The organism is Christiangramia echinicola DSM 19838 (genome assembly GCF_000423065.1).
Classification (GTDB): domain Bacteria; phylum Bacteroidota; class Bacteroidia; order Flavobacteriales; family Flavobacteriaceae; genus Christiangramia; species Christiangramia echinicola.
In genome coordinates this window covers 160702-174652 of sequence record NZ_AUHG01000010.1, presented here as the reverse complement: position 1 = coordinate 174652, position 13951 = coordinate 160702, and the positions used below count along the sequence as shown (strand labels likewise).

The following is a 13951-nucleotide window of genomic DNA, read 5'->3' as shown; positions in this document are numbered from 1 at the left end:
GTAAAGTTTCAGGACATCTCTTAAATTCTAAAATACCTCCGTCTTCTTTAAAAGCTATGTATCAAATAGCAATAAGAGGGTCTAAAAGACTAATACCTCAAATAGTGTTCTCCGTTTTAGTATATATTCAGTAAATTATACCTTGAAAGTATGATGTACTCCCAACATAATATTGAACTGGAAGTTTCCAAAGGTGATATTGCAGATCAGCCGGAATTAGATGTCGTGGTAAACGCAGCTAATGCAGAATTGGCACCGGGAGGAGGTGTTGCAGGAGCTATTCATAAAGCAGCCGGTCATGGCCTTTATAAGGAATGCAAAGCATTGGCTCCAATTTATCCCGGAGAGGCCGTTATTACAAATGCCTATAAGTTACCCAATAAAAAAATAATTCATTGTCTGGGTCCTGTCTATGGAAAGGACAAACCTGAGAAGGAGTTGCTGGCTTCTTGCTACCGTAATAGCCTTAAAATTGCTGAATCAAATCATCTAAATTCTATAGGATTTCCAGGAATCTCTACCGGAATTTTTGGCTTCCCGGCAGATCTTGCTGTAGAAGTTGTATTTAATACAGTTTTAGCAGAATTGCCTCATCTCGAACATCTCAAAAAGATTAAATTTGTTGTGTTCAACGATAAAGACCTTCATCTTTATGAGTCAAAACTGAAAACGATCAGTACTGACTAATCAATTTTGGATCCCATGAATAATTTCTCTGCAACTTACACAGACCAGTACCAGCTGTCTATGGCTCAGGTATATTTTAAAAAAGGTCATAAGGACCATACGGCCATATTCGATTATTATTTCAGAAAACTACCATACCAAGGTGGGTATGCTATTTTTTCCGGTCTGGAAGACCTCCTGGAAATTATATCGAAAATGAAATTTAATGAATCAGATCTTGAATTTTTAAAATTGCAGGGTTTTGATGATGAATTTTTAAAGTATCTGAAAGATTTCAGGTTTCGTGGAACAATTTATTCGGCTCAGGAAGGGGATGTTGTTTTTCCTACCAGGCCAATACTACAGGTAGAAGCAAATATTATTGAAGCACAGATCATAGAAACTATTCTATTGAATCTATTGAATTTTCAAACCCTCATAGCAACAAAAGCGAGCAGGATAAGACTGGTAGCAGGAGATGCAGCTTTACTGGATTTCGGTTTACGCAGGGCCCAGGCAACTGGAGGTTTTTACGCGTCCCGGGCTGCTGTCATTGGTGGATTTAATGGAACGAGTAACGTTCTTGCGGGAAAGGAATTTGATATTCCGGTTTCGGGGACTATGGCTCATTCCTATATTCAGAGTTATGATGATGAGTTGGAGGCATTTCGTGATTTCGCAGTTGGTCGGCCTGAAGATTGTGTGCTATTGGTTGACACCTATAACACTCTTAAAAGTGGCGTTCCAAATGCTATTACCGTAGCAAAGGAAATGGAAGCCAGGGGGCAAAAATTACTGGCTATTCGCTTAGACAGTGGAGATCTTTCTTACTTCGCCAGGCAGAGCAGAAAATTACTGGACGAGGCCGGGCTTAATTATGTAAAAATTGCCGCTTCAAACCAGTTAGATGAACATGTTATAAAAAGTTTATTGGAACAACAGGCACCAATAGATATTTTTGGCGTTGGGACTAACCTCGTGACCGGGGACCCTGATGGTGCACTTGATGGGGTATATAAATTAGCTTTTTCTAACGGGAAGCCTAGGATCAAAATTTCAGAAAGTATATTTAAGGTAACGCTTCCACATAAAAAGCAGGTTTTCAGGATGAAAGATGAAAATGGCAAATGTATTGGTGCAGACGCTATCGGACTTTCTCAAGAGGAAAAAATAACCGAAATGTTTCATCCTTTTGAGCCATATAAATCAATGGATGTTTCTAAATTTCATCAGGAGGCGATCTTGCAAAAGGTGATGGAAAATGGGGAAATGCTGATAAGCAAAAGGACTCTCAAAGAAATTTCAGATTATAGCCTTTCCAGGCTTTCAGAATTACCCATAGAATATAAGCGATTTAATAATCCGCATATCTATAAAATTGGGATTAGTGATCGTTTGAGGGGTGAAAGAGAAAAACTTATTAAGTCATCTAAACAGAAATTATAATGAACGCACTTGTAATTATTGATGTTCAAAACGATTTTATGCCCGGTGGTGCTTTAGCCGTGCCAAATGGCGATGAAATTGTTCCGATTATTAATGATCTCCAGGCTAAATTTGAATTGGTGATAGCTACTCAAGACTGGCACCCGGCTGGGCATGCCAGTTTCGCGAGCTCACATGAGAATGTAAAGGAGTTCGAGGTGATGAAATTAGATGGATTAGATCAGGTTTTATGGCCAGAACATTGTATTCAGAATTCAGAAGGTGCAAAGTTCCATTCAGATCTTAAATCTTCAAATATTGAAACTATCTTTCGAAAAGGAACAGATATAAAGATCGATAGTTATAGCGGATTTTATGATAATGCACATTTAAAATCTACTGGTCTCACAGGCTATCTCAAAGAGAAAAAGGTTGAAAATCTTTATTTTGTTGGACTAGCAGCTGAATACTGTGTTTATTTTTCAATAAAAGACGCAATAAGTGAAGGGTTTAACTGTATCCTGCTTGAGGATGCTACAAGGGCTCTAAATCAAAGTGATTTTGAAAACGCGAGAATAGATATTTTAAGAAAAGGCGGAAAAATTATTAAATCCGGTGATCTGGATTTTTAAAAATCAAGGTAATAGATATACCCGATATTTAACCATAACACGAAGTCATTGAATTTGTTCTGTGGTCCCTGAACATCCAATCCTTCAATGCGGTCAGAGTCATAATAAATTGCCCTGGCTTCCAGTTGTAGATCATTATACCTGCCCAATCTATATCGAACACCTGCCAGTCCCTGAATAGAAAAGGTGTTTCCCGGTTCAAGGAAAATACCATCTTCAAAAGTATTGAACAAAACCTTGGGACTATCTAGGGGGCCTAAATCTGAATAAGCATCTGGCCGGTAATGAACATAATTGACGCCAAGTCCAATAAAGGGAGCAAATAGTACAGCAAAATCTCTGGCTTCCTTGATACCGAAAAAATGGTATTCCAGGGATAAACCACCTTGATATAACTCTGTGCTGCCATGCATAGCCCTTAATTGTTTACCGCCTTCATTGTTCTTTCTAGCAACGGGACCAAAATGATCTAATTTGGACCTCAAATAATCGATCTCTGCCCTTATTCTGAAATGTTTTTTAAAGAATAGATTGGTGGGTTTACAATTACAATAAGGTTTGTAGGCAAAATTTGCATAATATACCAGGCCAACCCCGAAACCTTCATTTTCAAGGTTGTTACGAACATTCCATCTTTCGCCATAATCGGTAAAAAAACCGGCAGGACCTGTTATAACGCCTACTTCATGAGAAATATACAACTGTCCATAAGTCTTACCCGACCAAAGCGAGAGAACAAGCATTAAAAAAAAGATTGCTCTGGTGTGAATCATGAGAGTTGACTTGCAGTATCAGCAAATATAGCAAAACTACATTAACGTAAATTCTATTATTCTTAGTATTGTAGGGGGACTAAATATAAAAGTTAATTTTATATGAAATGATAAAATGAAACTTCTAATCGTTAGAGAATATTTATATTTGCGACACTATTTGGACAAAATTTTTATAATTTAATAATTGTGCCAGTCATTATGGAAGAAAATATCAAAAATTTTCTGGATAAGGTATCAACCAGAAATCAAAACGAGCCAGAATTCATGCAAGCGGTTCATGAGGTTGCTGAAACGGTGATTCCTTTTATTGAGAAAAATAAAAAATACCAGAACAAAATGCTTCTGGAAAGAATGGTAGAGCCTGAGAGAGTGATGATGTTCAGGGTGCCATGGTTAGATGATAATGGGGATATCCAGGTGAATAGAGGTTTCCGTATTCAAATGAATTCGGCGATCGGGCCATATAAAGGAGGTCTGCGTTTTCACCCATCTGTAAACCTTAGTATTCTTAAATTCCTTGCCTTTGAACAGGTTTTTAAGAATAGTCTTACTACCCTGCCTATGGGCGGTGGTAAAGGTGGATCTGATTTTGATCCTAAAGGAAAATCTGACAATGAAGTGATGAAATTCTGCCAGAGTTTTATGACAGAACTTCAAAGACATATTGGAGCTAACTGTGATGTTCCTGCCGGGGATATTGGTGTTGGTGCACGTGAGATTGGTTACCTATTTGGTCAATATAAAAAGATCCAGAATGAATTTACCGGTATACTTACCGGAAAAGGACTTTCATATGGTGGTTCTTTGATTAGACCAGAGGCGACAGGTTACGGTAACGTATACTTTGCACAGAATATGTTGCATACCAGAGGAGAAAAACTTGAAGGTAAAACAGTAGTGATCTCTGGGGCAGGTAACGTTGCTCAGTTTGCTGCTGAAAAGGTTACTCAGCTTGGTGGTAAAGTGGTGACTATGTCTGATTCTGGTGGTTTTATATACGATAAGGACGGAATCAATGAAGAGAAGCTTCAATTCATTATGGAATTGAAGAATGAAAGGAGAGGTAGAATTAGTGAATATGTTGATAAATACTCTTCTGCTGAATACCACGAAGGAAAAACTCCATGGGGTATTAAATGTGATGTAGCGCTTCCTTGTGCAACTCAAAATGAGCTTCAGGAAGAAGATGCAAAAACATTGGTGAAAAATGGATGTATATGTGTAGGAGAAGGTGCTAACATGCCTTGTACTCCAGAAGCAATTTCAGTTTTCACAAAAGAAAAGATCCTTTTCTCACCAGGAAAAGCTTCTAACGCCGGTGGTGTTGCAACTTCAGGTTTAGAGATGTCTCAAAACTCTATGAGATACAGCTGGTCTGCTGAAGAGGTTGATAAAAAACTTCACGAGATCATGAATGATATTCATGAGAAATGTGTTGAGTTTGGAACTGAAGAAGATGGATACGTAGATTATGTAAAAGGAGCGAATATTGCCGGTTTTGTAAAAGTGGCCGACGCGATGCTTTCTCAGGGAGTTGTTTAAAACTCAATAATATTTATATAGTAAGAGCCGCTTTTTTAAAGCGGCTTTTTTTTTAAATTCATGCCAAATATTCCTGAATGCTCATCCACACCAAAGCAATAGTAATTAGTGCTTTAAAATACGGGGAGGCCGATCTGATAGTGAAAGCATTTACGTTATCTGACGGTCTCTGTACCTATATGCTTAAAGGTGTGCTAAAGTCTAAAAAGGGGAGATTTAAAGCTTCCATGTTTCAGAGTCTCACGCAACTGGAAATAGTGGCGAATCACCGAGGAGGTGGAAAAATGGAATATATCAAAGAAGCCAAGGTTTCTGTAAGCTATATCAATCTACATACGCATCCGGTAAAACAGGCCATGACTATGTTCCTGGCAGAAATGCTGAGAAATACAATTCACGAAGAAGGATCTAACGAACCGCTTTTCAGATACCTGGAATATAGTTTTCAGGTGCTTGACAATTTAGATAAAATCGCGAATTTTCATTTACTATTCTTGCTCAACTTAACCAGGTACCTGGGCTTCCAGCCTGAAACAGGGATTCAGGACCTGCCTGTTTTTAATTTACTGGATGGTGTTTTTCAGGATTTTTCTTCAAATGACTATTGTATAGAGGGTAAAAATGTAGTTTTGCTCAAAAGCCTGTTGGGCACTGATTTTGATGCGTTGCATAATATCAAAATGAATCAAACTTCAAGGAATGATTTTCTCAACATGCTTTTATTATACTATGAATTGCATATCGAAGGCTTCCGAAAACCAAAGTCTCTAAGTGTACTAAATGAAATTTTTGGCTAAATGCGATTAGGATTACTTGTCTTATTTCTTTTAATATTTTCAATTTCTTCTGCTCAGGAGATTACGGTAATAGATAATAGTTCCGGGCAACCGGTAGAAAATGTTTCTATCTATAATAAAGACAGATCGGTTTCGGTGAAAAGTGATGTTTCTGGAAAGGCAGATATCACAGATTTTACAGATACCGAAGTGATCATTTTTAACTCTTCTTCTTATATAGAAGCTTATCGAAGAAAGAGAGAGATCTTGAATAACAGTAATATTGTTCTCTTGCATTCCAGTGAAAATCAATTAGAGGAGGTTACCCTATCTGTAGCCAGATTCAAATTGAATAAAGATGAAATTCCTCAGAAAATAGTAAGCATCATACCTTCAGAAATTCAACTGGCCAATCCACAGACTTCTGCAGATCTTCTGGAAAGTACAGGGCAGGTGTATGTCCAGAAGAGTCAGTTAGGCGGGGGGAGTCCTATTATTCGAGGCTTTGCTACTAATAGACTTCTCTTAACGGTTGATGGGGTAAGAATGAATTCCGCGATTTTCAGAAGCGGGAATCTTCAAAACGTTATCTCTGTAGACCCAATGATGGTAGAGAGTGCTGAGGTTATTCTTGGTCCCGGATCAGTAGTTTATGGAAGTGATGCAATAGGAGGGGTAATGAATTTCTATACATTGAAACCGAAATTCAGCTTTGATGGAGGTACTTCCATTTCAGGAAATATATTTACCAGGTTTTCAACTGCCAATAATGAGAATACGGTACATGCAGATGTTAATATAGGTCGTGATAATTGGGCTTTCAGGTCTGGAATTACCTATTCAGATTTTGGAGATCAAAAAATGGGCGAACATGGTCCTGATGATTATTTAAGACCAGAATACGCCGTAAGACAGGATGGTATAGATGTTATGGTGAAAAATGATGATCCTCTGGTACAAAAGCCTACGGGTTACGATCAGTTAAACCTACTTCAGAAAATCAAATATATGCCATCAAAAGACTGGGATTTTAATCTGGGTCTTATCTATTCTGAGACCTCTAATTTTCCTCGTTATGACAGGCTGTACAGAAAAAGATACGGCGTTTTACGTTCTGCAGAATGGTATTACGGGCCTCAAAAATGGTTCCTGGGAGATCTTAATGTCAATCATAGGAGCAATTCTGAATTCTATAATAAGATGCAATTTACCGCGGCCTATCAGTTTTTTGCTGAAAGTAGAAATGATCGAAATTTTGGAGATCCGGTACTGTTTTCAACTGAAGAAAATGTGCACGCCTATTCAGCGAATCTGGATTTTGAAAAAGAACTGTCTGAGAGTAAACTTTTCTATGGTGCAGAATATGTTTTGAATCAAATAGCCTCTAATGGTAGTTTCAGAAATATTGAAACCTCAGAAATTGGGGAAACCGCCAGTCGTTATCCAGATGGATCAGCCTGGCAATCTATGGCTATTTATACCAGTTATCAGTGGAAGCTCACTGAAGATTTTTCCCTTCAGTCTGGGGTAAGGTATAACCACATTCTTGTAGATGCGAGTTTTGATGATAGATTTTATGATTTCCCTTTTGAAAAGGCAGATATCAGTACAGGTGCCTTAACCGGGAGTCTTGGTTTAAACTGGAGACAGAATGATTTTATTGGCTGGAGGCTAGGTCTGTCTACAGCTTTCCGTGCTCCAAATATCGATGATATTGGTAAGATTTTCGATTCTGAACCGGGCTCGGTCGTTGTGCCAAACCCTGGCTTAAAATCTGAATATGCCTATAATGCTGAATTAGGTGCTGATTTTGTATTCTCTGATAATATAAGGCTGGGATTAACCGGATATTACACCTATCTGGATAACGCCATGGTTCGTCGGGATTTCGATCTGGATGGAGTTACCCAAATTGAATACCAGGGAGAGTCAAGCAGGGTTCAGGCTATTCAAAATGCTGCAAATGCTTATGTTTATGGGGTAGAGGCAGGGCTGGAAGTTGACTTTTCAGTCGCATTAAGACTTAAATCTCAATTTAGCTTTACTCATGGTGAGGAAAACGAAGGCGGAGAATATGTTCCTTTAAGACATGCCGCTCCTTTATTTGGAAATACTCATTTGATCTGGAATAAACGGAGATTAAAATTTGATCTTTTTACTGAATATAACGGGCAGTTCGATTTTGAAGATCTGGCGCCGGGAGAGCAGGACAAACCATATTTATATGCTCTGGATGATAACGGCAATCCTTATTCACCTTCCTGGTATACTTTGAATCTTACCGGGCAATATGAATTGAATACTAACTGGCTAGCAACAGTTTCAGTAGAAAATATTACAGATCAACGATATCGTACATATTCATCTGGAATAGCTGCGGTTGGCAGGAATTTGATCATAGCCCTGTCTTATACCTTTTAAGTTAGAGTTTTAAAATTAGTTAAGTTTCAGCTTTTTAAGTTTTTACTTTAGGATAAATACACCTGTATTTTACCATAGATTAATATCTTCTTTCTCTAAAAATCCTTATTTTCGCACATCATTTGAAAAAAGCAGAAAATGAGCAAAAGGTTCCCAGAATATAAAGGTCTTGACTTGCCCAAGGTGGCTAAAGAAATCCTAAACTATTGGGAAGAAAATGATATTTTCGAAAAGAGCGTATCTACCCGTGAAGGAAAGGAGCCATACATATTTTTTGAAGGTCCGCCTTCAGCAAATGGTTTACCGGGTATTCATCACGTGATGGCGCGATCTATCAAGGATATTTTTTGTAGATATAAAACTCAAAAAGGTTTCCAGGTAAAACGTAAAGCCGGTTGGGATACTCATGGTCTTCCCATAGAACTTGGTGTAGAAAAAGAGCTTGGAATTACCAAAGAAGATATTGGTTCTAAGATCAGCGTAGAAAAGTATAACGAGGCATGTAAAAATGCAGTAATGCGTTATACAGATGTATGGAACGATCTTACCAAAAAGATGGGTTATTGGGTAGATATGGAAGATCCGTATATCACCTATAAGTCCAAATACATGGAAACTGTTTGGTGGCTGTTATCTGAGATCTATAAGAAAGATCTTATTTATAAAGGCTACACTATTCAGCCATATTCTCCAAAAGCAGGTACAGGTTTAAGTTCCCATGAGCTTAATCAGCCTGGAACTTACCAGGATGTGACCGATACTACGGTTACGGCAATGTTCAAAGCAAAAGAAGAGACACTTCCTGATTTTCTGAAGGGAATTGATAATCTGTTCTTTATCGCCTGGACCACAACTCCATGGACGCTGCCTTCGAATACTGCTTTAACAGTGGGTTCTAAGATCAACTATGTAACAGTTAAGACCTATAACCAATATACTTTCGAGCCAATAACTATTATTGTGGCGAAGGAGCTTGTAGAAAAGCAATTTGACAAGAAATTTAGAAAAGCAGAATCTGAAGAAGATCTTAAGTCTTATTCTAAAGAGGATAAAAAGATCCCTTATATTGTTGGGGAAAGCTTTACTGGAAAAGATCTTGTGGGTATCCAATATGAGCAGTTACTGCCATACGCTCAGCCAAACGATAATCCTGAAAATGCCTTTAGAATTATTTCTGGAGACTTTGTAACAACTGAAGATGGTACCGGAATTGTGCATACAGCGCCAACCTTTGGTGCAGATGATGCCATGGTTGCAAAACAAGCCACTCCGGAGGTTCCGCCATTGTTGGTGAAAGACGAGAATGGAAATCTTGTTCCGCTTGTAGATCTTCAGGGTAGATTCAGATCAGAAATGGGTGAGTTTGCTGGCAAGTATGTGAAGAATGAATATTATGATGAAGGAGAAGCACCTGAAAAGTCTGTAGATGTTGAACTTGCTATCAAATTAAAAGAAGATAACAGGGCTTTTAAAGTTGAAAAATATGTTCACAGCTACCCGAATTGCTGGAGAACAGATAAACCTATATTATATTATCCATTGGATTCCTGGTTCATTAAAGTGACCGAATTCAAGGATAGAATGCATGATTTAAACCAGACCATTAACTGGAAACCAAAATCTACAGGAGAAGGCCGTTTTGGAAACTGGTTAGCGAATGCTAACGACTGGAACTTAAGCCGAAGCCGATATTGGGGAATCCCGCTACCTATCTGGAGAACAGAGGATGGGACAGAGGTTAAGGTTATAGGTTCAGTAGCTCAGCTTAAGGAGGAAATGGCGAAAGCCGTGGACGCCGGAGTCCTTGAAAAGGATATTTTCGAAGACTTTGAGCCGGGTAACATGAGTGAAGAGAACTATGATAAAGTAGATCTTCATAAAAATGTAGTAGATACTATTACCTTGGTTTCCGATTCTGGAAAACCAATGAAACGTGAAGCAGATCTTATCGACGTATGGTTCGATTCTGGTTCTATGCCTTATTCACAGTGGCATTACCCATTTGAGAATAAAGAAAAAGTAGAAGATAAATGGCGTAAAGCCGATTTTATTGCTGAAGGAGTAGACCAGACCAGAGGTTGGTTCTATACTTTACACGCAATTGCAACCATGATCTTTGATGATGTTGCTTATAAAAATGTTGTTTCTAATGGGCTTGTTTTAGACAAGAATGGTCAGAAGATGTCCAAGCGTTTAGGTAATGCGGTAGATCCCTTTGAGACCCTTGCGGTTTACGGTCCCGATGCTACTCGTTGGTACATGATCTCGAATGCTAACCCATGGGATAACTTAAAATTTGATATTGAAGGCATAGGGGAAGTTCAGCGTAAGTTCTTCGGAACACTATACAACACCTATTCTTTCTTTACGTTATATGCGAATATCGATGAGTTTTCTTATTCAGAAGCTGATGTAGCTCTGGAAGAAAGACCTGAGATAGATAGATGGATACTTTCAGAATTGCACACGCTTATAGAAAAAGTAGATAAGTTCTATGCAGATTATGAACCTACTAAAGCTACCAGGGCGATTTCAGAATTTGTTCAGGAAAACTTGAGTAACTGGTTTGTAAGACTAAGTAGAAGGAGATTCTGGAAAGGTGATTACGAGCAGGATAAGATATCTGCATACCAAACACTTTATACCTGTCTGGAAACCGTGGCTAAGCTTGGAGCTCCGGTTGCGCCGTTCTTTATGGACAGACTGTTTAAAGATCTAAATGCGGCAACAGGAAAAGATAAGTCAGATTCGATACATATTGCCGATTTTCCGGTTTATGAACCAAATTTTGTTGATAAATCTCTGGAGCGTAAAATGGAGAAGGCGCAAACTATCTCTTCTCTAGTGCTTTCGCTTCGTAAAAAGGAAATGATCAAGGTAAGGCAACCTTTGCAAAGGGTAATGATTCCGGTACTTGACGAGGTTCAAAAACAAGAGATCAAGGCTGTTGAGGATCTAATAAAATCTGAAGTTAATGTAAAGGAAATCGAGCTTATCGATGATGCATCAGGTCTGTTAGTGAAGCAGATAAAACCTAATTTCAGAATTCTTGGCCCAAGATTTGGTAAGGATATTAAACTGATTGTCAGTGCGGTAAACAATTTTAGCGCTGAAGAAATCTCAAAAATCGAGCGTGACGGCGAGATTGAAGTAGAAATTAACAAAAAATTAGTTAAATTGTCTCTTGAAGAGGTAGAGATATCTTCTCAAGATATTGAAGGATGGTTGGTTGCCAGCAATGGTGGCCTTACAGTAGCCCTGGACGTTAGTATCAGTCCGGAGTTGAAGAAGGAAGGTGTTGCCAGAGAGCTGGTTAACAGGATCCAGAACCTCCGAAAGGATTCAGGCTACGAAGTGACTGATACAATAGATGTAACCCTACAAAAGGACGGTATTATCGAGGATGCCGTAAACGATAATATAATTTATATTAAAAACGAAACATTAACTGCAAAGCTCGAATTTGCAGAGGTGGTAGATGAAGGTGCTGAGGTAGAATTTGATGAGGTTACCACCCGATTGTTCATTAAAAAACATTAAGCCATGTCTACAGAAGTAAAAGAACGTTACAGCGACGCTGATTTGGCAGAGTTCAAAACTCTGATTAGAAAGAAGATTGATAAAGCTCAGGAGCAGCTGGAGATCTATCAAAACGCTTATAAGAATGATGGTAATAATGGTACAGATGATACCTCTCCAACATTTAAAGCTTTTGAAGAAGGTAGCGAAACTATGAGTAAGGAAGCCAATTCTCAATTAGCTATACGTCAGGAGAAATTCATTAGAGATCTTAAGAACGCCTTAACGCGTATTGAGAATAAAACTTATGGAGTTTGTAGAGTAACCGGTAAGCTTATAGCAAAAGAAAGATTGTTATTAGTACCACACGCTACACTAAGTATCGAAGCAAAAAACATGCAACGATAAATCATTAGAACATATTAAAATTAAAACGTCCTGACTTCCTGTTTGGACGTTTTTTTGTTGAAAAAAAGGAGTGATGCTGAAGAAATTATTTTTGGTAATTGGAGTTTTAATAAGCGCATCTTCTTTTTCTCAAAAAGATACCCGTGAGATAATTGAAGCTAATAATATTGAAATTATTAATATACAAACCGATGAGGTTTACCTTATTAGTATAATTTCAACCAAAACCTCAGAGATTAAGATCAATTCTCATTCTGAAGGTGAATATTTTAATGATATACTTTTAAGTTCTTCCATTATTGGGGATGAATTAAAGATCACTACCAATTATCCACAAAAATTAGCCGGTGGCTACGATAAGTTAAGCGCCCACAAAGTATTTTCTTTAGAAATAGAACTAGAGGTTCCACATGGGATGCGTGTGAATGTAAGTTCAAATATCGCATCTTTGAAAACTAAAGGACCTTTTACTTCGATCTTTGCTGAATTAAAAGGCGGATATTGTCAACTCCTGGATTTCTCCGGAGATGCTGTAATAAATACCTATTCGGGAAATATAATGGTTGAAACATCTGCAGGACTAATAGAAGCCAACAGCCGGAATGGCAAAGTGGATATCCCTGAAATTTTACCTGGCCGAAATCCATTAAGACTCACCAGTATAGACGGTAATATTAAGGTGCTTAAAAACTAAATAATATTAGTATTTTTGACCCGTTTTCAAATTAAATAGATTCATGTCCCTTAAAAAAGCCGGATTTCTAATAGTAGTGATCCTTTTAATAGATCAGATTTCCAAGTTATATATCAAAACTCATTTCTCCCTAGGAGAAGAAATCGAAGTCTTCGATTGGTTTAAAATACTATTCGTAGAAAATGAAGGGATGGCCTGGGGAACTAAAATTCCGGGAGAATATGGTAAGCTGGCTTTAACTCTCTTTCGTCTGGCTGCGATCGTGGGAATTGGTTACTGGCTTTGGGATTCAGTAAAAAAGGGCGGTTCAAGGATTCTTATTGTGTCCATCGCCTTGATATTTGCCGGAGCTTTTGGCAATATTATAGATTCAGTTTTTTATGGTGTTATTTTTAATGATAGTTACGGCCAGGTAGCGAGCTTTTTACCCGAAGCAGGAGGATATAGCTCATTATTTCATGGGAAGGTGGTAGACATGCTCTATTTCCCTCTATGGAAAGGTTATTTGCCGGAGTGGATGCCTTTTTGGGGCGGAAAATATTTTACATTTTTTGAACCGGTTTTCAATATTGCCGATTCAGCTATAAGTGTAGGAGTGGTAATGTTGCTGTTTTTTAATAAAAGAGCTTTTCCTAAGGAGAAAAAATCTGAAGATAAACTTGATTAAGCAGCTGTTCTTTCAAAGATCTTTTCAAATTTCTTCAATTCTATTGGCTTAATAAGATAATCTGTAACCAGGTTAAACGATTTAGCTCTTTCCAGGTCACGAGGATCTATAGAAGAACTAACCACGTATAAGGTAATCTTCTTATTCAGGTTATTCTTGATCTTAATAAATTCTGTAAGAAACTCCCAGCCATCCATAACTGGCATGTTAAGGTCAAGGAAGATAATGTCTGGAAGTTTGTCCTCATCGGTGACATTCTCCATAATTTCCTTGAAATAGTCTAATGCTTCTTTTCCGTTCTTGTAAATAAGAAGGTTCTCAGAAAGTTTTTTGATCTCAATGATCTTCTTAACTAAGTTCACGTATATTTTATCGTCATCGATAATACACGCTAGTTCTACTTTTTGCCCCATAGTAAATAGAAT

Annotated in this window: 12 protein-coding genes; 10 read left to right on the top strand and 2 right to left on the bottom strand. The window is 38.0% G+C overall.

The features are described 5' to 3' along the window. The first annotated feature begins 150 nt into the window (after positions 1-150). The 3 genes from G530_RS0101185 to pncA are packed head-to-tail and all read left to right on the top strand — an operon-like array spanning position 151 to position 2723. Positions 151-687 carry a macro domain-containing protein gene (locus G530_RS0101185; protein ID WP_026932787.1) on the top strand — a complete coding sequence of 179 codons (537 nt, stop codon included), beginning with the start codon at positions 151-153 and terminating at the stop codon, positions 685-687. A gap of 15 nt (positions 688-702) precedes the next feature. After that, entirely contained in the window at positions 703-2112 is a 1410-nt protein-coding gene (locus G530_RS0101180) for a nicotinate phosphoribosyltransferase (RefSeq protein ID WP_026932786.1), read from the top strand. Beyond that, a complete protein-coding gene (pncA, locus tag G530_RS0101175; RefSeq protein ID WP_026932785.1) occupies positions 2112-2723 on the top strand; it encodes a bifunctional nicotinamidase/pyrazinamidase in 612 nt (203 codons plus the stop codon). The genes G530_RS0101180 and pncA overlap by 1 nt, the downstream gene beginning before the upstream one ends. Here pncA and G530_RS0101170 read toward each other — a convergent pair. Beyond that, positions 2720-3496 (bottom strand): THC0290_0291 family protein, encoded by a 777-nt coding sequence (locus G530_RS0101170; protein WP_026932784.1) that lies wholly within the window; start codon positions 3494-3496, stop codon positions 2720-2722. The two genes, pncA and G530_RS0101170, sit on opposite strands and share 4 nt — an antisense overlap. A 201-nt stretch (positions 3497-3697) precedes the next feature. On the opposite strand from G530_RS0101170, the gene gdhA reads away from it, so the two are divergent. The 7 genes from gdhA (at position 3698) to G530_RS0101135 (ending at position 13526) form a co-directional block, all read left to right on the top strand. Beyond that, complete coding sequence (gene gdhA, locus G530_RS0101165) at positions 3698-5041, top strand: NADP-specific glutamate dehydrogenase (RefSeq protein ID WP_026932783.1); 1344 nt, start codon at positions 3698-3700, stop codon at positions 5039-5041. A 77-nt stretch (positions 5042-5118) separates the two neighbouring features. Continuing rightward, complete coding sequence (gene recO / locus G530_RS0101160; protein ID WP_026932782.1) at positions 5119-5838, top strand: DNA repair protein RecO; 720 nt, start codon at positions 5119-5121, stop codon at positions 5836-5838. Further along, positions 5839-8238: a TonB-dependent receptor gene (locus tag G530_RS0101155; RefSeq protein ID WP_026932781.1), complete on the top strand. Its 2400-nt coding sequence runs from the start codon at positions 5839-5841 to the stop codon at positions 8236-8238. Positions 8239-8376: 138 nt separating this feature from the next. Further along, positions 8377-11778, top strand: a complete 3402-nt coding sequence (gene ileS / locus G530_RS0101150) for an isoleucine--tRNA ligase (protein WP_026932780.1) — start codon at positions 8377-8379, stop codon at positions 11776-11778. 3 nt (positions 11779-11781) lie between these two features. Continuing rightward, positions 11782-12165 (top strand): TraR/DksA family transcriptional regulator, encoded by a 384-nt coding sequence (locus G530_RS0101145; RefSeq protein WP_026932779.1) that lies wholly within the window; start codon positions 11782-11784, stop codon positions 12163-12165. Between the two features lie 73 nt (positions 12166-12238). Continuing rightward, positions 12239-12859, top strand: coding sequence for a DUF4097 family beta strand repeat-containing protein (locus G530_RS0101140; protein ID WP_026932778.1), 621 nt, complete (start codon positions 12239-12241; stop codon positions 12857-12859). Between the two features lie 43 nt (positions 12860-12902). After that, positions 12903-13526, top strand: a complete 624-nt coding sequence (locus G530_RS0101135) for a lipoprotein signal peptidase (protein ID WP_026932777.1) — start codon at positions 12903-12905, stop codon at positions 13524-13526. Here G530_RS0101135 and G530_RS0101130 read toward each other — a convergent pair. Next, positions 13523-13939 (bottom strand): response regulator, encoded by a 417-nt coding sequence (locus G530_RS0101130; protein ID WP_026932776.1) that lies wholly within the window; start codon positions 13937-13939, stop codon positions 13523-13525. The genes G530_RS0101135 and G530_RS0101130 overlap by 4 nt on opposite strands. Between the last annotated feature and the right edge of the window lie 12 nt (positions 13940-13951).